A 21866-nucleotide genomic window follows, 5' to 3' on the forward strand; every position below is an offset into this window, starting at 1 on the left:
TGGGCGGAGGGGTCGGATCAGCGCGATCCGGGATGCCCGTGCCGCGCGCGCCGAAGCCGCCGCGCCGCGAGGAGTCCGGCACCGAGGAGCACGAGCAGACCACCGGCGCCTGCCGCCGCGGCCGCGCCCGGCGCGAGACCCGTCGTGGCCAGGTCGGAGGCCGCCCCACCGTCCGCCCCGGTCGCCGTCCCGGGGTCGACATCCGTGCCCGGATCCGGATTCTCGGGTTCGGGTTCGGGTTCCGGCTCGGGCTCGGGGTCGGGACCGGAGCGGGGGTCGTAGACGTTCGTCACCGTGCACACGGTGTCGACCCCTGCGGTCACCTGGACGATGTCGCCCTCCAGCACGCCCCCGGTGCACTCCCAGCCGTCGCTGCGGTAGTCCGCTGTGGGCGCGCCCGCGACCGCCCGCTCCGAGAGCCGGAACGCACCGGCCCCGAGCGGAGCCAGGGTCACCGCCGTCTCGCCGGACGCTCCCTCGATGCGCGGGCGCGGGAACTCCCCGCCACCGATTGCACGCAGCGTCCAGTCCGTGGCGTCGGCGGGCCCGGCCGGGGCTCCCGGGCCATCCCCGACGACGGTCTTCCGGAGCGTCAGAGTGCCGCCGACGAAGGTGTTCGTGGCGGTGCAGATCGCGTCCTCTCCGAATCCCAGCGTCGCCGTGGTCCCGTCCCAGGTCGTGCCGGTGCAGGACCACTCACCCTCATAGCCGCTCGGGCCGTCCTCAGAGAAGATGTACTCCCCCGGCGGAAGCTGCATGTCGGTGACGAACTCCGAGCCGCTGGGGCCGGAGAGCGCCGCGTTGCCCGGGCCGCGGGCCTTCAGCTCGAAGTCGCCGGGCACCGCGCGTCCGCGCTCGCCGTTCACGACCTGCTTGACGAGAGTCAGGCTCGGCGTGATCGATGCATTGGTGAGGATGCACACGACGTCTGCGGACGGCGGCACCTGGACCACGTCGCCGGTCACCGTCCCGCCCGAGCAGTTCCAGCCGAGCGGATCGTAGCCGGTGGGGCCGTCCTGCTCGCTCAGCGTCCATGCGCCGGGGACGACGGCCGCCTGCGTGACGGCGGGGGAATTGGCGGGTCCCGACACCGTGGCGGCACCGTCGGTCGCGGTCAGGGTCCACGCCGAGGGCAGCGCCGGCGTGCCGAAGGCGGAGGCGACCTGCTTGCGCAGCGTCAGGGTCGACTGGGTCCAACGGTTCGTGACGGTGCAGATCACACTCTCCAGCGGCACGACCTCGACGGTGTCGCCGGAGCCGACGGGAGTGCCCTCGTCATCGACGCACGACCAGCCCTCGCTCACATAGGAGCCCGCCTCCGGAGCGGTGCTCGCCTCCGACAGGGTGAAGGTCCCCGGAGCCACCGCCGCGAAGCTCACCTTGCCCGAGCCGGAGACGCCGCTGATGACGGTGTCGGCCGATGTCGCGGTGAGCTCCCAGTCCTGCGCGGTGAGGGGACCGCCGCCGGCGTTCACGACGTTCTTCACGAGAGTGAGCTGGCCGACCTCGAGGGTGTTCGTGACCGTGCAGGTCACGTCCGCTCCGGCGCCGACGGTCACGGTATCGGTCGCCAGGGCGCCGCCCGTGCACGACCACGGCCCGGCCGCGTACCCGGCGGGTCCGTCCGCCTCGGCGAGCGCGTAGTCGCCGACTGGCACGGGGACGCGGGTGACCGCAGCGGATCCGGAGGCACCGGTCACCGTCTCCGGTCCGGCGGCCGTCAGGGTCCAGTCGGACGGCGGCTGGTCGCTGCCCACCACGTTCTTGACGAGGGTGAGCCAGCCGCCCGCGAAGGTGTTGGTGATGCGGCAGGTGATGTCGGAGCCTTCGCGCACATAGAGGAGCGCCCCGTCGATCCCGCCGTCGCTCGTGGCGTCGACGCAGGTCCACGCGCCACCGCTGTATCCGGCGGGACCGCTCTCGGCGAGCGTGTAGGCACCGGGGTCGATGGAGGCGTGGTCGACGGCGTCCGACCCGGAAGGGCCGGAGATCCGCTCGGGTCCGCTCGCGGTCAGGACGAAGTCGGATGGGGCGGCCAGCGGGTATCCGGTCGCCGCCGGATCGACGACCTCCTTGACGAGCGTCAGGTGGGGCAGATCCCCGGTGTTGGTGATCTGGCAGGTCACCGCGCCGCCGAGGGTCATCTCGAACTGATCACCGGCCACGGGGACGGCGGTGATCGCGCCGGTCGTCAGATCCCGCCGCTCGCACGTCCACGGTCCTGCCACATAGCTCCCCGGTCCGCCGGACTCGCTCAGCGTGTACGTGCCGATCCGTGCCGGCTGGTTCTGCACCGCAGCGGAGCCTCCCGCCCCCTCGATGGTCGACGGTCCCTGGGCCCGCAGCGTCCACTCCGACGGGGCCGCGCCCCCGCCCTGCACGTTCTTGACGAGCGTGAGGCTGCTCCGGATCGCGTTGTTCTGCACCGTGCACGTCATCGACTGGTTCGCGGTGATCGTGATCGTACGCTCCGGCTGCGTCGTCACGTCGCCGTCGCAGTTCCAGGAGAAGAAGGCGTACCCGGCCACGCCGCCGGTCTCGAAGATGCGGTAGGTGCCGGGTGGGATGAGGCGCGACTGCATGCCGTTGAGGCCGTCGCCGGTGAAGGTCTCCCCCGTGGCCACGTTGACCGCGTGCATCGTCCACAGGGTGCGGTCTCCGAGACTGGCCCCCGTGTCGAGGTTCTCGATCGCCTTGAAGAGCGAGAGCCGAGCAGTGGGTTCGGCGGCGACGGCGGGAAGAGCACCACCGATGCCGACGACCGCGGCCAGCAGCACGCCCAGAACTCCGAATCGGACTTTTCTCATCGAACGGCCCCCGCCCCGGGTGCGGATTCCCACCCGTCACCTCACCGTAGGGGCGGGGACCGCGGCAGGGCAAGGGTCGTCCGTGGATGGGGACGAGTGGGCTACGGTCGCCTCATGTCTGAGCCGTTCTTCACCATCGGGCACTCCACCCGCACGATCGACGAGTTCCTCGGGCTCGTGCAGGAGAGCCGCGTGGAGAGTGTCGTCGACGTGCGGCGTCTCCCCGGCTCGAAGCGGTACCCGCAGTTCGACCAGGACGCGCTGGCTTCTTCCTTGCAGGACGCGGGGATCGCCTACCGTCGCGAAGAGGCGCTGACGGGTAGACGCCCGGTGAGCAGGGACGTGCCCTTCGAGACCAACGCGTGGTGGCAGAACCGCAGCTTCCACAACTACGCCGATCACGCCCTGTCCGCGGATTTCGGACGCGCCCTCGATGAGCTCCGCGCCGAGGGTCGCGCGCGGCGCGTCACGGTCATGTGCTCGGAGAGCGTGTGGTGGCGATGCCATCGACGGATCATCGCCGACCACCTCCTCGCGCGGGACGAGGTCGTCCGCCATATCCTCGGTCCGGGGCACGTCGATAGGGCGGAGCTCAGCGGCGGCGCCGTCGTCCGCGCGGACGCGGTGGTCACGTACCCGGCCGCATGACCCTCCGCCGGCACAGCATCCCCCTCGACTCGCGTTCGCGCAACCCCCGTGCCGGAACACCTCCTCTCCTCATAGGACTGGATCGCGGGAGCAGCGCTCGCGCCGACGCGAGGAGGAACCATGTCGAAGGCACCCACAGCACGCAGCGGATCCGCGTCCGCTCCACCGCCCGAGCACGACGAGAAGCCGGACAGCCCGACCGATCTGCAGAAGCGGTCGTGGAAGTACGTCCTCGTCAAGAGCGTCCGGGAGTTCTCCGCCGACCAGTGCATGGACGGCGCGGCGGCCCTCACGTACTTCGCGGTGCTCTCGATCTTCCCCGCCATGATCGCCGTCTTCTCGCTGCTCGGCGTGTTCGGCCAGGGCGGGGCCGCCGCCGACGCGGTGCTGGGCATCATCGGCGACGTGGCCCCGCCGGAGACCGCGAAAGCCCTCCGCGGGCCCATCGAGCAGATCTCCCAGGCGCCAGGCGCCGGGATCGCGCTCGTGTTCGGAATACTCCTCGCTCTCTGGTCGGCGTCGGGGTACGTCGGAGCGTTCAGCCGGGTGATGAACCGCATCTACGAGATCGAGGAGGGGCGGCCGTTCTGGAAGCTGCGCCCCATGCAGCTGCTCGTCACGCTCATCACCGTCGTCTCCCTGACGATCGTCGCCATCGTGCTCGTGCTCTCCGGGGATGTGGTGTCGGCGCTGGGCGACGCGATCGGCGCGGGCGAGGGCGTGCAGCTCGCGTGGAACATCGCCAAGTGGCCCCTGCTGCTGTTCGTCGTCGTCTTCCTCGTGGCGATGCTCTACTACGCGACCCCGAATGCCAAGCAGCCGAAGTTCCGGTGGATCAGCATGGGGGCCCTCGTGGCGATCGTGGTGCTGGCCGTCGCCACCCTCGGCTTCGTGCTCTACGTCACCACCTTCTCCAACTACGAGCGCACCTACGGATCGATGGCGGGCGTCATCGTGTTCCTGCTCTGGCTGTGGATCGCGAACCTCGCCCTCCTGTTCGGCGCCGAGTTCGACGCCGAGCTGGAACGCGGCCGCCAGCTCCAGGCCGGGATCGCCGCCGAACGCGACATCCAGCTTCCCGCGCGCGACACCCGCCAGAGCGACAAGCGCGCGGAGAAGGAGCGGAAGGACATCGAAGAGGGTCGGCGCATCCGCATCGCGAACGAGGACGACGGAGGGGAACCGCGGCGAGACGAAGCCCCGCGGTCCTGATGCCGGGGTGGGGGCGCGGCCGGGCCGCGCCCCCACCTGCTCAGCGGAGGTTCGCTCGACGCCGGATCCGCAGAAGAGCACCGGCGAGCAGGAGCCCGACGCCGGCGGCCGTCAGCGGGCCTGTCATCAGTGTGGGGCCGGAGGCGGCGAGTCCCTGCCCCTCGTCACTGCTCCCCCCGGAGCCGCCCTCGCCGCCACCGTTGCTCGGCGTCTCGACGGGGTCGTACGTGTTGGTCACGGTCACGACGACGGGCTCCGTCGCAGCCGCGTCGACCGTCACCGTCTCCGGTTCGATAGTCTGCGCGGCGAGGGTGACCGCGTCGTTGGCACCGTCCGCGGACTCGCTGACCGTGCACGTCGCCCCGTCCGGCAGGCCGGTGAAGACGACGGGATCCGCGCTCGTGGCCCCCGCAGGGGTCGTGGCGGAGACGACGACGCCTTCAGCCGGGGCGGGAGTGCAGGCGAGGTCGATGGTGATGGCGTCCTGCAGCCCCGCGCCGTCTCCGGTGATGATCTTCTGCACGCTGACCTCCCCGGACGCATACGGGGTCGCGCGGACGCCGGTGCGGAGCGGGAGCGTCGTCGTCTGCGCCAGGACGAGCTTCTGCGCCGCGGGCCTGTCCGACGACTCCGTGTCGTAGAGATAGACCGTGCCCTGGGTGAGCGAGGCCTGGGCCGTGATCCGGAATCCGTTCACCGGCGCAGCCGGCCCGGTCCACCGCGCCCAGAGCTGCGTGCCGGCAGCGACCGCGGTACCGACGGGAACGGGCTGGGTTCCCGCCTGGTCCAGGAAGACCTCCACGCCCACGGCCGCGTCGAGCGTGCCGCTGGTGGTGCCGGAGACCGTGAAGGGTCCCACGATCGATCCGTCCTCCGGCACCGTGGTGGTGTCGGGGTCGATCGCGAGCGTCGGCAGAGCCGGCTCCGGGAGGCCGCCGCTGTCGAGGGCGGCCTGCACGACGGCGGCCGTCGCATTCCGGATGGTCGCGTTGGTCCCCGTCGCCAGCACGAAACCGTCGCTGAAGTACCAGATCGCGCTCTGCACCGCGGCGACCTGCTGCGAGAGCGGGAGACCGGAGAGCGGGTTCGCGGTGTTGAAGGGGAAGTAGTTGTTCAGGATGTAGTTGATGTAGTCGAGGTTGGGCACGTTCGACGCGTCCCACTCCCCGATGTTGTAGCCGGCGCCGATGCCGGTCTCCGTGCTGAAGTCGATGCAGTAGGCCGACGCGGTCGCTCCGGAGACGGGGTCGGCGATGGTGATGAGCTGCGGACTCACGGCCTCCACCGAGGCGCCGGTCGCCGGGTACGCGCCGGGAGTCGGCGCCAGGGTCGTGAGCTCACCCGTCACGTTCGTCGGGTACTGCGAGCCGGTGATGGTGACCTGCGTGAAGAAGCCCGCCCGCGGCAGAACGGGGTCGGGATCCCACAGCGCGGACGCCGGCGTCGCGCCGAAGAGCACCATCGCCGCCGCGATGGCCGTCGCCAGAAGTGCCCCTGCTGTCCGCGAGCGTGCGCGCGTGGTATCCGTGTGCATGGTGTCCCTCGATCTCGCCGATGATCCGAGTGACGGGTTCTCCGACTGCGACAGCCCGCCGTTGGTCACCGACGATAAGCCTGAGGGCCGCACGATCACAGGGGCGGGGATGATGATCACCCGGGTGAGTCGAACGGCGTCGGTACGGCGGCAGATCGCTCTCGCAGCGGAGCGCCCGCCGGGGGAGGGAGGTGAGTGGCAGGCGCTCCGTCGGCCGCAGCGTGACCGTCGAGGCCCCCCAAGCCGGCCCGTGCAGCACGTTCAGGATGAACCATGCGCACGGTCCGCGCAACGGCTGTGTCCGTCAGTGTCCGTGCGCGAGTTGCTGCACCAGCACGACGACGCCGCCGAGCCCGACGAGGATGCCCAGTGCGATAAGCTGCTGCCACCACCTCACCCCGGTACGGCGGACGGCGACGTACCCGATGAGCCCGAGGATCGCGACGTAGACGATCGACGCGATCGTGAGAGCCGTCCGCAGCTCGATCCACCCCAGCACGGCCGCGAGGAGGACGAGCAGCGGCACCGCCGCCGATCCGAGCGCCGTGCCGGTGAGCCCCAGGACCTCGCGCAGGTCTGCTCCTCGCGGGAAGCTGCCATGCGTCGCGAGGTGCGCGACCAGATCGGCGGCGAAGCCCGCGAGAGCGATCGCGACGATGCCGATGAGCAGGGTCACGGTGACCTGCAGGGCGCTGGTGTGCTGGACGTTGGAGTTCTGCACGAGCACGATGGCGAGGCCCGTGAAGGTCGCGTACACGCGCTCCTTGATCGCGGCGCGGTCGTGCTCGGGCCGGGTGGCATCGGAGTCCGGCGTGCTCATGGGCGGGATGCTATCAAGACCCGCCCGCCGACCGCCGGCCTCGCGGGACCGGAGCGGACCATCCGGGTGCAGATCCCACGCATCGAGGATCTCCTCGACGCGCATGCAGCGACCGCTCGTGCGCCACGTCAGTCCAGGCGCGCGGACAGCTCCGCCGTGATCCGCTCGACCTGGGTCCGCGCCTCAGCCAGTCGTCCGACCTCCTCGTCGAGCCCTGCCCGGATCGCGACCGACGCCCCGTGCACGCGGGCGATCCGCAGGTTGGCCCGAAGGTTCAGGGACGCCCCCGCCAGCCCTGCTTCCAGAGCCTCCGTGGCGACGGCGAGATCAACGGCGAGGTGCGGGTTGCCGTCCGCGGCGAGCGCACGAGCCTCCGCGACGAGGCTGATGCCGATGCGCCCGAGCTGCGCCACCGACCGCGCCGCCTCGACAGCCGCCTCCCGCACCCGCTGCTCCCGCGCGGGATCGTCCGACGCCAGCCCGAGCGCCGCGCCGAAGCGGGCCGACACGATCCCGTCCGTTTCGACGGCCTCCAGGAGCTCGGCGCGCACCGCGTCGAGCCGGCCCGTGCCCTCGACCACCGCGGGGTCGTCCGGGGTGTACCCGGCGACCATGCCCATCAGCGCGGCAGCGAGGCCCAGCATCACCCCGGATGCTGCGCCCCCTCCCGGCGAGCCGGTGGGCCGACTGAGGGCGTCGAGCCACGCGTCCATCGGGCGAGACGTCGGCACCCCTGCGGAATCCGTCATGCGCACCAGGCTATCCGCGAAGGCCCGACCGGCTCGCTCCTAGAAGGTGTTCGCGCTCTTCGCGAGGAGGCCGCCATCGCACACGAGGTGACTGCCGGTGACGTACGCGCTCTCCGGGCCGAGAAGCCACAGGACGGCGTCGGCGATCTCCTCCGGACGCGCCATCCGGCCGAGCGGGATCTGCTGACGTGCCGCCTCCCCGAGCTCGGTGCGGCGGGCGGCCAACGCCTCCCCCTCCAGGCCGAAGTAGAGGATGTCGGTGTCGGTGGCGCCCGGGACGACGGCGTTGACCCGCACCCCGTCCGGGGCGGCGTCCAACGCGGCGGCCCGCACGAACGCGGAGATGCCGCCCTTCGATGCCCCGTAGGCGGTGTTCGCTCCCCCGGCGAAGCCCACGAAGGCGGACGGCGACGAGACGCACACCAGTGATCCGCCCGTGCCCACGGCTCGCCAGCGCTGCAAGGCCGCCCGTGCCGTGAGGAAGGTCCCACGAAGGTTGACCGCCATCACGCGGTCCCACGACTCGACGCTCGCCGACGTCAGCGTCTCGCTCACCTCGATGCCCGCGTTCGCGACGACCCCGGAGATCGCTGGCAGGCGCTCGGCGACGGTCGTGAAGGCCGCGTCGACCTCGCTCTCGACGCTCACGTCACAGCGGAGCGGAAGGGCGGACGACGCCCCCGCGGCGAGCGCCGCCGCCGCAGTGTCCGCAAGCGCGCGCTCATCGATGTCGAGGAGGGCGATGTCCTGGCCCCGCGCGGCGGCGCGGAGCACGATGCCGCGGCCGATCCCGGCGGCGGCACCGGTGACGACGACCGTGCTCACCGGTCGGCCTCCGGAGCGGTGGCCGCGGAGAAGTGGGTGCGGATGTGCTCCGTGATGACGTCCAGGCCGTGATCGCGGTCGCCGCTCTGCAGCGCGCCGATCAGCTCGCGATGCTGGTCCGCGACGGCATGCGAGTCGGCGTAGTAGTTCGCGTCGCGACGGAAGTAGGCGCGGACCCGCGGCTGGATGGTGCGCCAGATCTGCAGGCAGTGCTGCTGCCCCGAGAGGAGCACGATGGCCTCGTGGAAGCGGATGTCGTCGTCCGCGAGCCGGGCGAGGTCGCCCGCGGATGCCGCCTCGTCCATGCTGTCGATGATCGCGGTCAGGGCGGCGACGTCCTCATCCGTGACGACGGCCATCGCCTTCTCGAACGCGAAGCGCTCGAGCGCGATGCGGATGGGCACGAGCACGTTCTCGATCTCCTCCTGGGAGACGCCGAGCACCTCGGTGCCGCGGTACGGGTAGGAGACGACGAGGCCTTCCTGCTCGAGCTGGCGCAGGGCTTCCCGCACCGGCGCCCTGCTGGTCCCCAGCTGGGCGGCCAGTTCGAGCTCGGTCAGCTTCTGACCCGGCTCCAGGTCGCCGGTGGTGATGGCCTCGCGGAGGATCTCGGCGACGCGCTCGCGGCGCGACGCCGCAGGGACCGCGGGGAGGGAGGAGAGAGCGCTCATCATGTCATCGTACCGATGCGTGGGAGATTGTCGACAAAGTCCATTCACAGCGGACCACCGCGTGGAACACGTCGCCCGCCTCCAGCCGCTGCACCGTCCCGGCGGCGAGCGCATCGCCCACCCCCAGTCCCGCCGCCGTGGACGGCTCCCACGCGATCGTGTCCGCGCGGGGAAGGTCGGCGGCGGCGTGGTTGGACCACAGCAGCCAGTGCGGCATCGTCCCGGCGACGTCTCGCAGCGTGACCGAGCCGGCGGGCCCGAGGAGCGCGCCGGTCGCATGCGCCCCGTGACGGGCGATATGACCCGCCCCGCCGTCCGCGTGCGCCGGCACGGCGACGACCGGCTCTCCGGCGAACAGCACGCGCCCCGGAGCGAAGAACGCGCGAGAGAAGCAGGGGTGCTCGCCCCACGTGAACGACCGGACCCCCGAACCCGTGTTCCGCACGACGGTCGAGACCGTGAGGGCGCCGTCCTCGAGAGCGATCGTGCGGGTCAGCTCCGCCACCCCGCCGTCGAGGAAGGGCCCGTCGGCGACGCACACCACGCGGTCGTCGGCGTGCGCGACCATCGTCCACGGCACCCGGGGCGCCCATCCGTGCTGCGCCGTGGACGGGGTCGGCAGTCCCGCGCCGGGGAACATGGGGAACTATCCGCCGACCAGCACCTCCTCGTCGAACTCCTGCGCCGACTCCTCCCCCGTCAGTTCCGAGGGCACGAGCAGGCGCGGGCGACGACCGTCCGACCACAGCACGTCCCCACCGCCCGGATCGAACTCATGGATCAGGCAGCCGTGCGCGGGCACGACCGTCGCCCGCGCGCGCCCCGCCCGCAGAACGTGCACGGTCGCCGCGTCCGACGCGTGCTCCCCGGCACCCGGGCGCGACGTCGTCATCGCGACGGGCCCTCCGGCCCGCCGCGTCCCGCGCTCGCCCCCATCTCCTCGAGCGAGCGGCCGTTGGTCTCACGGACCCCGAAGTACACGAGCAGGAACGACAGCGCCGCCATCACCGCGTACAGGGCGTAGCTGCCGGGGAGCGACACGTCCCGCAGGCTGGGGAACGAGAAGTTGAGCGCCACGCCCGCGAGCCAGTTCGCCGCGGCGCACACGGACAGCGCGACGCCGCGGATCCGGTTGGGGAACATCTCCCCCAGCAGCACCCACACGACCGGACCCCACGACACCGCGAACGCGACCACGAACAGGTTCGCGCCGATCAGCGTCACCGGGCCCCACACGCCGTCCAGCTGGGGCGCCCCGTCCACGATGCGCGCCGTGGAGAAGCCGATGCTCACGATCACGAGGCTGACGAACATGCCCACCGAGCCGGTCAGCAGCAGCCTGCGACGCCCCACTCGGTCGATGAGGACGATCGCGACGACGGTGGCCGCCACGTTGATGAAGGAACTCAGCACCGACAGCCCGAATGCGGCGGACTCCTCGAAGCCGACCGACTCCCACAACGAGGTGGAGTAGTAGAAGATGACGTCGATGCCGACGAGCGCCTGCAGCGCGGCGACCCCGATGCCCACCCACACCACGGGGAGGAGCCCCCGACGCCGGTCCAGCAGGTCGCGGAAGCGCCCCGCGTCCTTGTGCTGCAGAGACTCCTCGATGCGGTCCGTGAGCAGTCGCGCCTCCGCCGGCGCGACGCGCTGCAGCCGGATCAGCACCCGACGCGCCGCCTCCACCCGGCCACGCGCCACGAGGAATCGCGGGGACTCCGGGACGACGAGCGCGAGCACCAGGTAGATCAGCGCCGGCACCACCCCCGCGAGGAACATCCAGCGCCAGGCCGGCAGCCCGAGGAACAGCTCCGCATCCGCGCCGCCGAGCACCCACGCGATCCCGCTGTCCGAGAGCAGGGCGACGAAGATCCCCAGCACGATCGCCATTTGCTGCATCGAGGCGAGCCGTCCGCGGACGTGTGCCGGAGCGATCTCCGAGATGTAGAGGGGGCCGAGCACGGTCGCGAACCCGACCGCGATGCCGGTGACGAGCCGCCACACCGCGAGGTCGACCACGCCCTGCGCGAGACCGCACCCGATCGCGGCGACGAAGAAGACGACGCCGGCGGTGAGCATGGTGCGGGGCCGTCCGATGCGGTCCGCGATCCACCCGGCGCCGAGCGCCCCCACCGCCGCCCCGAGGAGCGTGACGGCGACCACGACGCCCAGACCGACGGCGTCCAGTCCGAGGTTGTTCTCGATGGCGGTGACCGCGCCGTTGATGACGGCCGTGTCGAAGCCGAAGAGGAAGCCGCCGACCGCAGCCGCGACCGCGAACCCGGTCACAGCGGGGGTGAGACGTCCGCTCTCCCCTGGCGGGGGCGTCGTGGCGGCGCTCCTGCGACGGCGGCGCTCGGGCGCGGCGCCGGCGACGGCGGATGAGTATTCAGAGGACATCGGCTCTCTCCAGTCGGATTCCGGGTCGGTGCACGGTGCGCGCTCCCGACGAGACCACCGCGGTGCCGTTCACCCAGACGTGACGGGCGGCGGTGGCGTAGGTCTCGGGCAGGACGAAGGTGTCCGTCGCCCGCAGCAGTTCGGGGTCCCACAGGACCAGGTCGGCGAAGGCCCCGTCGGCGACGACGCCCCGATCGCGGAGGCGGAAGTGCCGCGCGACCGCGCCGGTCATCTTGTGGACGGCCGCCTCCAGGGGGAGAGTCCTCGCGCGCAGGGCATGGTGGCTCAGGAAGTGCTGGGAGCCGTGGAAGAACAGGGGATGCGGGGTCCGGGCGCCGAGGACGCCGTCCCGACGGGACGTGAAGCCGTCCACGCCGAGGAGGAAGCGCTCATGGCGCACCGCCTCGGCGACGTGGTCGGGATGGAACAGCGCTCCCATGAACTGCACGGCTCCGAGGTCGCCACCCGACGCCGCCATGATGTCGAAGTAGGCGTCCCATTCGTCCGTCCCGTTCGCCGCCGCGATCTCCGGAAGGATCAGCCCCTCCCAGTCGGGGGTGGCCGGGCTCACCGCCAGCCGGACCCGTTCCCACTGGCCCCTGTGCACGAAGCGCCAGTACCGGTCGGCGTCCGCACGCACCCGCGCACGCACCGCCGGGTCGCGGAGGGCGTCGGCCGCGGCCTCCTCCCCCGCCGAGAGCAGCCAGTCGGGCAGCAGTCCCGCGGCGAGTCCGATGCCGTCGGGATAGGGGGTCATGTCCGCGAGGACGTCGACCCCGGACCGACGCTCGCTCTCCAGCCGGGCCACCGCTTCCTCCCACGCCCCCTCGTGCGCGCCGGTGTCGTGTCGCACGTTCAGATGCGACAGTTGCGCGCGTAGCTCCCCGGCGTGGACGACGCGGAAGAACTCCGCCACGGCCTCCGCGAGCGCCGTGTCCCGGTTGCGGATGTGGCTGGCGTACATGGCGTCACGACGTCCCGCGACACGGGCGAGCGCCTCCAGCTCCGATGTCGAGGCGTTGCGCCCCGCCCCGTACTCCAGGCCGGAGCTGAAACCGAGCGCGCCGGCGTCGAGCGCCTCGTGGAGATGCCGCTCCATGGTGCGCACGAGGTCGCCCTCCGCCCGCTCGGCGGCGCGACGGAGACCCGTGTGCCCGACGAACCAGGCGAGGTTCTGCGCCGTGCCGCCGTCGTGCACGACGGCGAGGAGGTCGGCGAACGATCGCCAGCGCACCTCGCCGTCGTAGCCGAAGGCCGCGAGGGCTCGGCGGGCGGTCTCCTCGTCGCCGTCGGCGATCGGCGCGTACGTCACGCCGCAGTTGCCCACGACCTCGGTCGTCACCCCCTGGTGCACCGTGCTCAGCGCATCGCGGTTGCCCAGGATCGACCAGTCGCTGTGGCTGTGCGGATCGATGAGCCCCGGGGTGAGGAGGAGGCCGCCCGCGTCGAGCTCCGCGGCCGCGGCGATGCCGGCATCGGGCGCGACGACCGCGATGCGATCGCCGACGATCCCGACGTCGGCCAGGAACGGCTCCGCCCCGGTGCCGTCGATGACGGTCGCTCCGCGGATGAGGAGGTCGACCACGACGTCAGAGCACCTTCCCGAGGAACGCCCGCGCCCGTTCGGTCTGCGCGTGGGACAGCAGCTGCTGCGGGGTGCCGCTCTCGACGATGCGCCCGTCGTCCATGTAGATGACGCGGTCGGCGACCTCGCGGGCGAAGCCGATCTCGTGCGTGACGACGACCATCGTCATGCCCTCCTGCGCGAGCCCCTTCATCACGGAGAGGACCTCGCCGACGATCTCGGGGTCCAGCGCCGAGGTGGGCTCGTCGAAGAGCATCACGCGCGGCTGCATCGCGAGGGCGCGGGCGATCGCGACGCGCTGGGCCTGTCCGCCGGACAGGTTGCCGGGGTAGGCGTCGGCCTTGGCGGCCAGGCCGACCTTCGCCAGCAGGGCGTCGGCCCGCGCGGCGGCCTCCGACGCCCCGATGCCGAGCACCTTGCGCGGGGCGAGCGTGACGTTCTCCCGCGCCGTGAGGTGCGGGAAGAGGTTGAACTGCTGGAACACCATGCCGACGTCGCGGCGGACGGCGGCGAGGTCGGCCCGGCGCTCCTTCGCGGTGAGCAGGTGCCCGTTCACTTCGACGCTGCCGTGGCTGGGCGTCTCCAGTCCGTTCATGCAGCGCAGCAGGGTGCTCTTGCCGGAGCCGGACGCCCCGATGATGCAGACGACCTCGCCTTCGGCGACGTCGCACGTGATCCCGTGCAGCACCTCCGTGGCGCCGAAGCTGAGCCGCAGGTCGGTGACAGTGATCATTTCGAGTCTCCTCGGGAGGGGGTGAGCGCGTCCTCCACCCGGGGCGGGCGCGCGTGGATGGTGAGTCGGCGTTCATAGCGGCGGCCGGCGACGGAGAGGGCGAAGCAGATGACGAAGTAGACCGCCCCCACCACGAGGTAGGCGAGGATGGGCTGACCGGTCTGCGAGGCGACGATATTGCCCGCCCGGGTGAGCTCGATCAGGCCGATGACGGCCACCAGCGAACTGTCCTTGATGAGCACGACGAGGAAGCCGATGCCCGGCGGCACCATGATGCGCGCTGCCTGCGGCATCACCACGAACCGGAGCTGCTTCGGCCAGGAGAGGCCCAGCGCCTGCGCCGCTTCGAACTGACCGCGCGGGAGGGCCTGGATGCTGCCGCGGACGATCTCGCTGATGTACGCCGAGGCGAAGATCGTGAGGGCGATCACGGCCGCCCAGTAGTCCGGCACGTTGCTGCCGGGCGACATCAGGGGCAGGGCGAAGTAGACGAAGAAGATGATGAGCAGCACGGGGACCCCGCGGATCGCCCCCACCCAGATCGCACTGATCCAGCGCAGCGGGGCGAACGGACTCGCCGCGAGGATGCCGGAGACGATGCCGACCACCCCGCCGAGGACCACCGCCAGAAGGCAGATCTGCAGCGTCACGAACGCGCCCTGGAGGATGAGGAGGAGATCGGGCAGATCGAACGACGTGAACATCAGGCCACCTTCCAGCGGATGCCGCGCGTCTCCAGGAGACGCGACGCCCCCGCGATGAGGAACGCGACGAGGAAATAGAGCAGGCCGCCGACGACGAACGTCTCGATCGTGCGGAAGGTGCTCGTCGTGATGCCCATCATCACGTGCATGAGCTCGGGCACCGCGACGATGGCGGCGATGGAGGACGCGAGGAACAGCAGGATCACCTGGTTCGTCAGCGACGGCAAGACGTTGCGCAGGGCCGGCACGAGACGCACATGGAGGAACGTCGTCCGTCGCGAGAGACCCAGGGCGTCCGCCGCCTCGATCTGCCCCTGCGGGATCGCCTCGAAACCGGCGCGGTAGATCTCCGCGAGGTACGCGGAGTTGTTGACGCTGAGAGCGAGGATGCCCGCGGTGATCGGATCGAAGTTGACGCCGACCGACGGCAGGGCGAAGTAGATCAGGTACAGCTGCAGCAGCAGCGGGGTGTTCCGGATCACCTCGACGTACGCGGCGCCGATCGCGCGGAGCACGGGGAGACGGGAGGCGCGCAGCAGGTACACGCCGACGCCCAGCGGCGACCCGATGAGCACGGCCGCGAGGGTGATGAGGATGCTGATGCCGAGGCCGGCGAGCAGTTCGGGCGCATGGGGGATGAGGTCCCCGAAGAAGAGTTGCATGAGTTGTCCGTTCCGGCTGCCCCACCCGGGGCGGGGCAGCCGAGGAGGTCGCTACTTGATGAGCTCGGGGACGTCGGTGCCGAGCCACTCGTTGTACGAGTCGTTCGCCGCGTCGCTGATGTTGTAGTTCCGGATGAAGTTGTCGACGTAGTTCAGCCACAGCTGGTCGCCCTGCTTCAGCCCCATCGAGACCACGGACGGGCTCAGCTGCGGGGCGTCGACGACGACGAACTCGTCGCCGGAGTCGGCCAGGATGCCCTGGACGACGGAGTTGCTCTCCATCAGGGCGTCGACCTTGCCGCTGCGCAGGGCCTGGATGGAGTCGGCCACCGCCTCGAACAGGCTCGCGTCGGCCTCCGGGAACCGCTTCTCGAGGATGGTGGCGGGTACGCTGCCGCGGGTGGCGGCGACGCTGCGGCCCGCGAGATCGTCGTACGAGGAGATGTCGCTCCCCGCCGGGACCAGGACGACCTGGCCCTCCGCCGCGTAGGGACGGGACATGGCCACCTTCTGCGCACGCTCGTCGAGGTTGGTGAGGGCGGCGATGACGATGTCGACCTTGCCGGTCTCCAGCAGCGGGATGCGGTTCGCGTTCGTGGTGGACACGTACTCGATCTCCGCCCCCAGGGAGGCGGCGAGCGCCTGCGCGGCGTCGATGTCGAAGCCCTCGTACTCCCCCGAGCTCTTCATGACCCCGTAGGGCGGGGCGTCCGCGAACACACCGACGACGAGCGTCTTCTTCTCGAGGACTTTCGTGAGGGTGCTCTCCTGGCCGCCTGCTCCCGCGCCGCCGCTCGAGGTGCACGCGGTGAGGGCGAGGGCGGTCGTCGCGGCCACGGCGAGGCCGGTGAGGATACGCGTCAACTTCATTGTGATGCCTTTCGGGTTCGGGCCTTCGCGCTGCCGTCGTGCACAACGCTGTGGTCTCTCGTCGCACCGCTGACGGGTGCAGGAACAGACATTACCCACAGATTGCCCAGTTGTCGACAATCGACTATCTTCGGTTTCGGAAGGGGCCCCCTTTCCCTCATCACGGTTGGAAGGTCTTCATGCGCATCACCCGAATCGACACGTGCGGACTGCGAGGTGCGACACCCGAGGGCGGATGGTCGCACGAGCTGCAGCCCGACGACATCGTGCACACTCTCGTGGCGGTCCACACCGACGAGGGCATCGTCGGCGTCGGCAGCGCCTTCACCTCGGAGGCCCTGGTGCGCGGCGCCATCGACCTGCTCTCCCCGCACCTCATCGGCGAGAACCCCCAGGAAGTCGAGCGCCTGACCGAGACGCTGCACCAGACCGCCTTCTGGATGGGACGCGGCGGATCCCTCACCCACGCGACGAGCGCCATCGACATCGCCCTGTGGGACATCGCCGGCCAGGCGGCCTCCCAGCCCGTCGGACGACTCCTCGGCGGGCGCCACCGCGACCGCGTCCGCCCGTACGCGTCGGTCCTCATGGACGAGGCCGGCCCGATGACCGAGAATCTCGAGGCGCTCGTCGCGACCGGCTTCTCCGCCTTCAAGATCGGCTGGTGGAAGTTCGGCCGCGTGGACGCGGCGACCGACGAGGCCACCGTCGCCGCCGCACGGGCCGCGGTCGGCGATCGACTGCTGGCCGTCGACGCCGGCGGATCCGAGGCCTTCTTCCCGGGCGACAGGGCCTGGGCGAAGCGGACCGCCCGGATGCTCGCCGACTACGACGTCGCCTGGTTCGAAGAGGCGCTCGCCCCGGACGACATCGACGGCTTCGCGGAGCTCCGCGCGACGTCCCCCGTCCGCATCTCGGGCGGAGAGGTGCTCACCCGCCGCCAGAGCTTCCAGCCCTACCTCGACCGGCACGCGTTCGACATCGTGCAGCCTGACACGACGAAGGGCGGCGGACTGAGCGAGTCCCGCCGGATCGGGTGGGCGGCGCAGGACCGCGGCATCCGGCTCATCCCGCACGGCTGGAACACCGGCATCGGGCTCGCGGCCGACCTGCAGCTGGCCTCCGCCCTCTCCGCCACCGACCTCGTCGAGTACAAGACGGGCTCGGCCTACGTCGACGACCTCATCCACGGCGGCTGGACGCTGGACGCCGAGGGCCGCCTCGACATCCCCGCGACGCCCGGACTCGGGGTGACCCTCGACGAGGACACCCTCGGCCGCTACGGCACCCGCCCTGGATTCGCCACCGCGACCCCCTGACCGCCCCGCGCGACCGACCGCAGGAGACCATCATGCGCCCCACCCCGTCCGACACCCTCACCCGCACCGGCGTGCTGGCCGTGCTCCGCGCACCCGATGCGAGCCTGTACGAACCGGTGGTGCGGACCCTCGCCGAGAGCGGCGTCCGCTGCATCGAGCTGACCCTGACGACCCCGGGCACGATCGCCACCCTGCCCCGACTCATCGCAGCGGCGGGTGAGGTGGAGATCGGCGTGGGGACGGTCCGGGAGGAGCACGAGGCGCGTGCCGCGATCGACGCCGGCGCCCGTTTCCTTGTCTCGCCGGGGATCATGCCCGGCGTGGCGGAGGCGGCCGCCGCCGGGGAGGTGCCGGTCTACCCGGGCGCGATGACGCCGACCGAGGTGGACGCCGCGTGGCGACTCGGCGCGGCGGCGGTGAAGATCTTCCCGGCCGCGACCGTGGGCCCCGACTACATCGGGCAACTGCGCGGACCCTTCCCGGACGTGCGAACGCTGCCCTCGGGCGGCATCGCGCTGGACGAGATCCCCGCGTGGATCGCCGCCGGCTGCATCGCGGTGAGCCTGGGCGGCCCGCTCCTGGGGGATGCGTTCGCCGGCGGCAGTCTCGTCGCCCTTCGCGATCGCGCCGAGCAGGCGCTCGCGGCCGTCGCCCGGGGACGCGGCGCGTGACCCCCCACCGCTCCACGTCGTCACGGTCGGCGAGGCGATGGGTGTGGTCACGAACGACCGGCCCGGCCCCCTCGACTCCGCGCGGGCGCACACGTTGAGCTTCGGCGGCGCGGAGAGCAACGTCGCGATCGGGCTGGCGCGCCTGGGAGCACGCGCGAGCTGGGTCAGCCTCTTGGGCGACGATCCACTCGGCGATCTCATCGCGCGCGAGCTGCGGGCGGAGGGCGTGACGGTCCATGCTCCTCGCCGCAGCGACCGCCCGACGGGGATCATGCACAAGCACCGACGGACCACGGGGATGGCCACGGTGACCTTCTGGCGCGCGGGGAGCGCCGCCTCCGGGCTCGCACCGGCGGACGTCCCGGACGCGCTCCTGGCCACCGCGGACGTCGTCCACCTCACCGGGATCCTCGCCGGGCTCGGCCCCGACTCCTTCGCCTGCGCGAAGGACACCGCGCGGCGGGCCCGGGCGGCCGGCGCCCGCGTCTCGTTCGATGTCAACCATCGCGCCGCGCTCTGGCGCGGCCGGGACGCGCGCGCCGCCTACCGTGACCTCGCCGCGGCCGCCGATGTGCTGTTCGCGGGCGAGGGGGAAGCCGCCATCCTGGTCGGCGCGGGGACGCCGGGTGAGCTCGCGGAGCGCCTGCGCACCCTCGGTCCGCGAGAGGTCGTCATCAAGCGCGGCGCGGCCGGGGCCTTCGCGGACGACGGCCGCGACCGCCTCGACCTGCCGGCCGTGGCAGTCGACGCCGTGGACACGGTGGGTGCCGGGGACGCCTTCGTGGCGGGGTACCTGAGCCTGCGGCCCGCGGAGGCGACTCTCGCGGAGCGGGTGCAGCGGGCGGTGGCCGCGGGGGCCTTCGCGTGCTTGTCGTCCGGCGACTGGGAGGGGGCGCCGACCGCGGCCGAGCTCGCGCGACTCGGCGAGGCGGAGGGTGTGCGGCGCTGAGCGGCGGCCGTCGCCTCTTTTCACTTTAGGCCTGATAAAGTGCTTTCATGATCGACAAGCAGTACACCGTGGAAGAGGCGGCCCAGCAGCTCGCCGACACCGAGCGGATCGGCCGCGAGGCCCGGCGCGCGACGCGCTGGTTCCGGATCTTCGTCATCGCGCAGGCGACCTACGCCCTGGCGTTCACCCTCTCGATCGACGTCGCCGATGTCCCGTACTGGAAGGCGTTCGCACCCTTCGCCCTCGTGACGATCTCGATCTGGATGATCGCGGTCCGCTACCGCCGCTCCGTCCCCCGGAACGGGTTCCGCAACATGGGGATCGCCCTGTGCACGTGGTTCGCGCTGTACACCCTCATGTTCGATCCGGCGCTCCAGCTGGTCGGGGCATCCTCCCCCTGGTGGTGGGTGCTCGCCGGCGTCGTGGCGGTCGCCCCGATCCTCGCCTGCGTGTTCGCGAGCTCCCGTCGATGAGTCACCCCCGCCGGGAGATCGACGCCCTCATCCACTCCCCGGTGAGGTTCTCCCTGCTGGCCGCCCTGCGCAACCTGGAGGACGTCGACTTCCGATTCCTCGCCGACCTCCTCGAGGTCAGCGACTCCACGCTGTCGCAGGCGCTCACCGCGCTCGCCGACGCCGGCCTCGTCACCGTACGGAAAGAGGCCTCCGGTCGCCGCACACGCACCTGGGTCGGCATCACGGACGCCGGCCGCGCCGCCTTCGCCCGGCACCTCGCCACGCTTCAGGCGATCATCGACGCGGGGGCCACCACCGAGAGGACACCGGAATGAACGACGACACGGAGGTCGATGTGCGCCTCGCCCGTGGCGAGGATCTGGCGACCTGTGCGGAGACGCTCGCCGCCGCTTTCCGCGACTACCCCTGGACCCGGCACGTGATCCCCGAGGACGACTACGACGCGCGGCTCGCGGCCCTGCAGCGCCTGTACCTCGGGTACGCGCACGACCAGGGGATCGTCGCGGTCGCCGGTGAGGGCGCGGGCACCATCGCGCTTCTCCGCCCGGACGCCGCGGAACCGGAGGCCGCCTTCATCGCGCAGGTGGTCGCGCTGCACGGCGACCGCCTCGACCGCGTCGACCAGACCCCCTCCCCCGCAGGCGCGTGGCGGCTCGAGACCCTGGGCGTGCACCCTGGCCGACAGGGACGCGGGATCGCCTCGCACCTCCTCCGCTTCGCACTCGACGAGGTCGCTCGCCGTGGCGGCGGACCCGTGGTGCTGGACACCTCGGATGCGCGCAACGTGCGCCTCTACGAGCGTCACGGATTCCGGACGACTGCCCTCACCGATGCCGACGGTGCGCCGCCGGTCTGGCGCATGGCGGCGGTCGTCCCCACGGACGATGCGCGGGGAGAGTAGATGACCAGCGCGAGCCCGTCCGTCCCGTTCAGGCGGAGCTGCTCGCGGGTGAAGATCTGCTCGCCCCGTTCCGCGTGGGTGAGGCGGACGACGGCGCCGCGCTGCGCACGAACGTCGTGTCGCGCCCAGATCCGTCGGAACGTCGCGCTGGCCCCGGAGAGCTCCGCGGCCAGCGCGTGGAGCCGCGCGTCGTCCCCTGCGCCCATCGCGTACCGGAGGCCGGCAGTCATGCACGCAGCGACTCCCTCCCAAGCCGGGTGCATGGCGCTCCTGAGGATCGAGGTACAGGTCGCGGAGCCGATTGCGGCCCGGCCGCAGGCGCGGGTTGAGGTCGCGGGCCGCGGCATTCGCGGCGAGGACGGTGAGACCGGCGTCTTCGAGGAAGGCGGGCTGGTCCAGAGCCTCGATGAGGTCGAGCGCCGTCTGCGGCAGCACGTCGTCCGACGACGAGGCCCCCACGGCGGGCGGCTCTGCGGCGAGCGCTCTCAGGTGAGCGACGTGGTCTGCGTCCAGGCGCAGCGCCCGCGCCAGGGCGTGCTCCCGCGGGGTCGGGTGTGCCCCGAGCCCGGGAGTTCAGCCACATCCAGTTCCACGGCCGTGTTCCCGCGCGGACGCCGCAGGACTCCGTGCCGGCCCTGGTGAGGCTCGCGCGGCCGAGGGGAGCCGCTGATCGGACGGCTCTGGTCGTCTCGAGCGACACGCCGACGCCGTCGCATTCGTCACGAAGCTCTACGACGAGCTCGGCTTCGACACCGTCGACGACAGCCCGCTCGCCGCGTCCTGGCGCAGCGCCCCCGGAACCCCGATGTGGGCGATGTCCGTCGACGGACAGAGCCGCGACCGGCTTCGGAGGAACCTGGAGCAGGCCCACCGCCCGCGATCCCGTCCGACGGCGTGACTCTCCCACCGGTTCCTCTCTCTACGATGGAGTCGTGCAGCTCGTGGACACCCTCTCCGTCGTCGGCGAGGTGCTGTCCTGGATCGGCCTCGGCGTCGGAATCCCGTTCCTCATCGTGGCCCTGCTGATCCGGCTCGTCGAGGGGCAGTGGATCCCCGTCGAGATCGCCGTGATCGATAGGGACGGCCGCCCCACCGCTCGCTGGTTCGCCGGCGGCGACTTCCACGAGCGACCGCTGCGCCGCCGCGAGCCCACGGCCACCACCGATGGATGGCTCGACGGGTTCCACAGCTCGAACGACCCGGCTCGCATCCGGATCGGTGAGCCGCCGCATCTGCGCCGGGTCCTGCGGACTGTCGGGGTCGTCTTCGCCGCGGTCGGTGCCCTCGGCCTGATCGTGTCGTTCCTCCCGCTCGTCCTCTGACTCGA

General features: G+C 71.7%; 24 protein-coding genes. 9 read left to right on the forward strand and 15 right to left on the reverse strand.

Annotated elements, in window-relative coordinates:
* Positions 1–17 precede the first annotated feature (17 nt).
* Complete coding sequence (locus AB0300_RS02980; RefSeq protein ID WP_366215427.1) at positions 18–2807, reverse strand: hypothetical protein; 2790 nt, start codon at positions 2805–2807, stop codon at positions 18–20.
* A 114-nt stretch (positions 2808–2921) separates the two neighbouring features.
* Here AB0300_RS02980 and AB0300_RS02985 point away from each other — a divergent pair, with 114 nt between their 5' ends.
* Positions 2922–3455, forward strand: a complete 534-nt coding sequence (locus tag AB0300_RS02985) for a DUF488 family protein (protein WP_025102556.1) — start codon at positions 2922–2924, stop codon at positions 3453–3455.
* 120 nt (positions 3456–3575) lie between these two features.
* Positions 3576–4667 carry a YihY/virulence factor BrkB family protein gene (locus AB0300_RS02990; protein WP_366215428.1) on the forward strand — a complete coding sequence of 364 codons (1092 nt, stop codon included), beginning with the start codon at positions 3576–3578 and terminating at the stop codon, positions 4665–4667.
* Between the two features lie 40 nt (positions 4668–4707).
* Here the strand turns inward: AB0300_RS02990 and AB0300_RS02995 are convergent, their stop codons facing one another.
* The 13 genes from AB0300_RS02995 to AB0300_RS03055 all read right to left on the reverse strand — a co-directional run bounded on the left by AB0300_RS02995 (position 4708) and on the right by AB0300_RS03055 (position 16223).
* On the reverse strand, positions 4708–6201 hold the full coding sequence (locus tag AB0300_RS02995) for a thioester domain-containing protein (RefSeq protein ID WP_366215429.1): 1494 nt from the start codon (positions 6199–6201) through the stop codon (positions 4708–4710).
* A 304-nt stretch (positions 6202–6505) separates the two neighbouring features.
* Entirely contained in the window at positions 6506–7021 is a 516-nt protein-coding gene (locus AB0300_RS03000) for a hypothetical protein (RefSeq protein ID WP_366215430.1), read from the reverse strand.
* A gap of 128 nt (positions 7022–7149) precedes the next feature.
* Entirely contained in the window at positions 7150–7770 is a 621-nt protein-coding gene (locus AB0300_RS03005; protein WP_366215431.1) for a cyclodeaminase/cyclohydrolase family protein, read from the reverse strand.
* Between the two features lie 39 nt (positions 7771–7809).
* On the reverse strand, positions 7810–8595 hold the full coding sequence (locus AB0300_RS03010) for an SDR family oxidoreductase (protein ID WP_085605736.1): 786 nt from the start codon (positions 8593–8595) through the stop codon (positions 7810–7812).
* The gene (locus AB0300_RS03015; protein ID WP_126893831.1) at positions 8592–9266 is read right to left on the reverse strand and encodes a GntR family transcriptional regulator; all 675 of its coding nucleotides are present in this window, start codon (positions 9264–9266) and stop codon (positions 8592–8594) included. Before AB0300_RS03015 ends, AB0300_RS03010 begins: the two co-directional genes overlap by 4 nt.
* Positions 9267–9270: 4 nt before the next feature.
* A complete protein-coding gene (locus tag AB0300_RS03020) occupies positions 9271–9906 on the reverse strand; it encodes a hypothetical protein (RefSeq protein ID WP_366215432.1) in 636 nt (211 codons plus the stop codon).
* A 6-nt stretch (positions 9907–9912) separates the two neighbouring features.
* Complete coding sequence (locus AB0300_RS03025) at positions 9913–10158, reverse strand: hypothetical protein (RefSeq protein WP_366215433.1); 246 nt, start codon at positions 10156–10158, stop codon at positions 9913–9915.
* A complete protein-coding gene (locus AB0300_RS03030; RefSeq protein WP_366215434.1) occupies positions 10155–11669 on the reverse strand; it encodes a sugar porter family MFS transporter in 1515 nt (504 codons plus the stop codon). Before AB0300_RS03030 ends, AB0300_RS03025 begins: the two co-directional genes overlap by 4 nt.
* Positions 11659–13254: an amidohydrolase family protein gene (locus AB0300_RS03035; protein ID WP_366215435.1), complete on the reverse strand. Its 1596-nt coding sequence runs from the start codon at positions 13252–13254 to the stop codon at positions 11659–11661. The genes AB0300_RS03030 and AB0300_RS03035 overlap by 11 nt, the downstream gene beginning before the upstream one ends.
* Before the next feature lie 4 nt (positions 13255–13258).
* Positions 13259–13987, reverse strand: coding sequence for an amino acid ABC transporter ATP-binding protein (locus AB0300_RS03040; protein ID WP_085605728.1), 729 nt, complete (start codon positions 13985–13987; stop codon positions 13259–13261).
* Positions 13984–14691: an amino acid ABC transporter permease gene (locus tag AB0300_RS03045; protein ID WP_303708751.1), complete on the reverse strand. Its 708-nt coding sequence runs from the start codon at positions 14689–14691 to the stop codon at positions 13984–13986. Before AB0300_RS03045 ends, AB0300_RS03040 begins: the two co-directional genes overlap by 4 nt.
* Positions 14691–15353: an amino acid ABC transporter permease gene (locus tag AB0300_RS03050; protein WP_366215436.1), complete on the reverse strand. Its 663-nt coding sequence runs from the start codon at positions 15351–15353 to the stop codon at positions 14691–14693. Before AB0300_RS03050 ends, AB0300_RS03045 begins: the two co-directional genes overlap by 1 nt.
* Positions 15354–15404: 51 nt before the next feature.
* On the reverse strand, positions 15405–16223 hold the full coding sequence (locus AB0300_RS03055; RefSeq protein ID WP_366215437.1) for a transporter substrate-binding domain-containing protein: 819 nt from the start codon (positions 16221–16223) through the stop codon (positions 15405–15407).
* 179 nt (positions 16224–16402) lie between these two features.
* On the opposite strand from AB0300_RS03055, the gene AB0300_RS03060 reads away from it, so the two are divergent.
* From AB0300_RS03060 to AB0300_RS03085, 6 genes are read left to right on the forward strand one after another with little or no spacing between them, the layout of a single operon-like run.
* Complete coding sequence (locus AB0300_RS03060; protein WP_126893826.1) at positions 16403–17542, forward strand: mandelate racemase/muconate lactonizing enzyme family protein; 1140 nt, start codon at positions 16403–16405, stop codon at positions 17540–17542.
* A gap of 32 nt (positions 17543–17574) precedes the next feature.
* Positions 17575–18213, forward strand: a complete 639-nt coding sequence (locus AB0300_RS03065; protein WP_366215438.1) for a bifunctional 4-hydroxy-2-oxoglutarate aldolase/2-dehydro-3-deoxy-phosphogluconate aldolase — start codon at positions 17575–17577, stop codon at positions 18211–18213.
* Positions 18128–19162: a sugar kinase gene (locus AB0300_RS03070; RefSeq protein ID WP_366215439.1), complete on the forward strand. Its 1035-nt coding sequence runs from the start codon at positions 18128–18130 to the stop codon at positions 19160–19162. Before AB0300_RS03065 ends, AB0300_RS03070 begins: the two co-directional genes overlap by 86 nt.
* 47 nt (positions 19163–19209) lie before the next feature.
* Entirely contained in the window at positions 19210–19635 is a 426-nt protein-coding gene (locus AB0300_RS03075; RefSeq protein ID WP_085605714.1) for a hypothetical protein, read from the forward strand.
* On the forward strand, positions 19632–19952 hold the full coding sequence (locus tag AB0300_RS03080) for a transcriptional regulator (RefSeq protein ID WP_085605712.1): 321 nt from the start codon (positions 19632–19634) through the stop codon (positions 19950–19952). The genes AB0300_RS03075 and AB0300_RS03080 overlap by 4 nt, the downstream gene beginning before the upstream one ends.
* Positions 19949–20539, forward strand: coding sequence for a GNAT family N-acetyltransferase (locus AB0300_RS03085; protein ID WP_249521658.1), 591 nt, complete (start codon positions 19949–19951; stop codon positions 20537–20539). The genes AB0300_RS03080 and AB0300_RS03085 overlap by 4 nt, the downstream gene beginning before the upstream one ends.
* Here AB0300_RS03085 and AB0300_RS03090 read toward each other — a convergent pair.
* Positions 20440–20886: a hypothetical protein gene (locus AB0300_RS03090; protein ID WP_366215440.1), complete on the reverse strand. Its 447-nt coding sequence runs from the start codon at positions 20884–20886 to the stop codon at positions 20440–20442. The genes AB0300_RS03085 and AB0300_RS03090 overlap by 100 nt on opposite strands.
* 585 nt (positions 20887–21471) lie before the next feature.
* Here AB0300_RS03090 and AB0300_RS03095 point away from each other — a divergent pair.
* On the forward strand, positions 21472–21861 hold the full coding sequence (locus tag AB0300_RS03095) for a hypothetical protein (RefSeq protein WP_366215441.1): 390 nt from the start codon (positions 21472–21474) through the stop codon (positions 21859–21861).
* Positions 21862–21866: the final 5 nt, after the last annotated feature.

This window comes from Microbacterium sp. NPDC078814 (assembly GCF_040702645.1).
GTDB lineage: Bacteria > Actinomycetota > Actinomycetes > Actinomycetales > Microbacteriaceae > Microbacterium.

Bases quoted from the DNA above. Each gene is read 5' to 3' on its own strand.
- AB0300_RS02980 (WP_366215427.1), bottom strand. From the start codon at position 2,807: ATGAGAAAAGTCCGATTCGGAGTTCTGGGCGTGCTGCTGGCCGCGGTC.
- AB0300_RS02985 (WP_025102556.1), top strand. From the start codon at position 2,922: ATGTCTGAGCCGTTCTTCACCATCGGGCACTCCACCCGCACGATCGAC.
- AB0300_RS02990 (WP_366215428.1), top strand. From the start codon at position 3,576: ATGTCGAAGGCACCCACAGCACGCAGCGGATCCGCGTCCGCTCCACCG.
- AB0300_RS02995 (WP_366215429.1), bottom strand. From the start codon at position 6,201: ATGCACACGGATACCACGCGCGCACGCTCGCGGACAGCAGGGGCACTT.
- AB0300_RS03000 (WP_366215430.1), bottom strand. From the start codon at position 7,021: ATGAGCACGCCGGACTCCGATGCCACCCGGCCCGAGCACGACCGCGCC.
- AB0300_RS03005 (WP_366215431.1), bottom strand. From the start codon at position 7,770: ATGACGGATTCCGCAGGGGTGCCGACGTCTCGCCCGATGGACGCGTGG.
- AB0300_RS03015 (WP_126893831.1), bottom strand. From the start codon at position 9,266: ATGAGCGCTCTCTCCTCCCTCCCCGCGGTCCCTGCGGCGTCGCGCCGC.
- AB0300_RS03020 (WP_366215432.1), bottom strand. From the start codon at position 9,906: ATGTTCCCCGGCGCGGGACTGCCGACCCCGTCCACGGCGCAGCACGGA.
- AB0300_RS03025 (WP_366215433.1), bottom strand. From the start codon at position 10,158: ATGACGACGTCGCGCCCGGGTGCCGGGGAGCACGCGTCGGACGCGGCG.
- AB0300_RS03030 (WP_366215434.1), bottom strand. From the start codon at position 11,669: ATGTCCTCTGAATACTCATCCGCCGTCGCCGGCGCCGCGCCCGAGCGC.
- AB0300_RS03040 (WP_085605728.1), bottom strand. From the start codon at position 13,987: ATGATCACTGTCACCGACCTGCGGCTCAGCTTCGGCGCCACGGAGGTG.
- AB0300_RS03045 (WP_303708751.1), bottom strand. From the start codon at position 14,691: ATGTTCACGTCGTTCGATCTGCCCGATCTCCTCCTCATCCTCCAGGGC.
- AB0300_RS03050 (WP_366215436.1), bottom strand. From the start codon at position 15,353: ATGCAACTCTTCTTCGGGGACCTCATCCCCCATGCGCCCGAACTGCTC.
- AB0300_RS03055 (WP_366215437.1), bottom strand. From the start codon at position 16,223: ATGAAGTTGACGCGTATCCTCACCGGCCTCGCCGTGGCCGCGACGACC.
- AB0300_RS03060 (WP_126893826.1), top strand. From the start codon at position 16,403: ATGCGCATCACCCGAATCGACACGTGCGGACTGCGAGGTGCGACACCC.
- AB0300_RS03065 (WP_366215438.1), top strand. From the start codon at position 17,575: ATGCGCCCCACCCCGTCCGACACCCTCACCCGCACCGGCGTGCTGGCC.
- AB0300_RS03070 (WP_366215439.1), top strand. From the start codon at position 18,128: ATGCGTTCGCCGGCGGCAGTCTCGTCGCCCTTCGCGATCGCGCCGAGC.
- AB0300_RS03075 (WP_085605714.1), top strand. From the start codon at position 19,210: ATGATCGACAAGCAGTACACCGTGGAAGAGGCGGCCCAGCAGCTCGCC.
- AB0300_RS03080 (WP_085605712.1), top strand. From the start codon at position 19,632: ATGAGTCACCCCCGCCGGGAGATCGACGCCCTCATCCACTCCCCGGTG.
- AB0300_RS03085 (WP_249521658.1), top strand. From the start codon at position 19,949: ATGAACGACGACACGGAGGTCGATGTGCGCCTCGCCCGTGGCGAGGAT.
- AB0300_RS03090 (WP_366215440.1), bottom strand. From the start codon at position 20,886: ATGCCGCGGCCCGCGACCTCAACCCGCGCCTGCGGCCGGGCCGCAATC.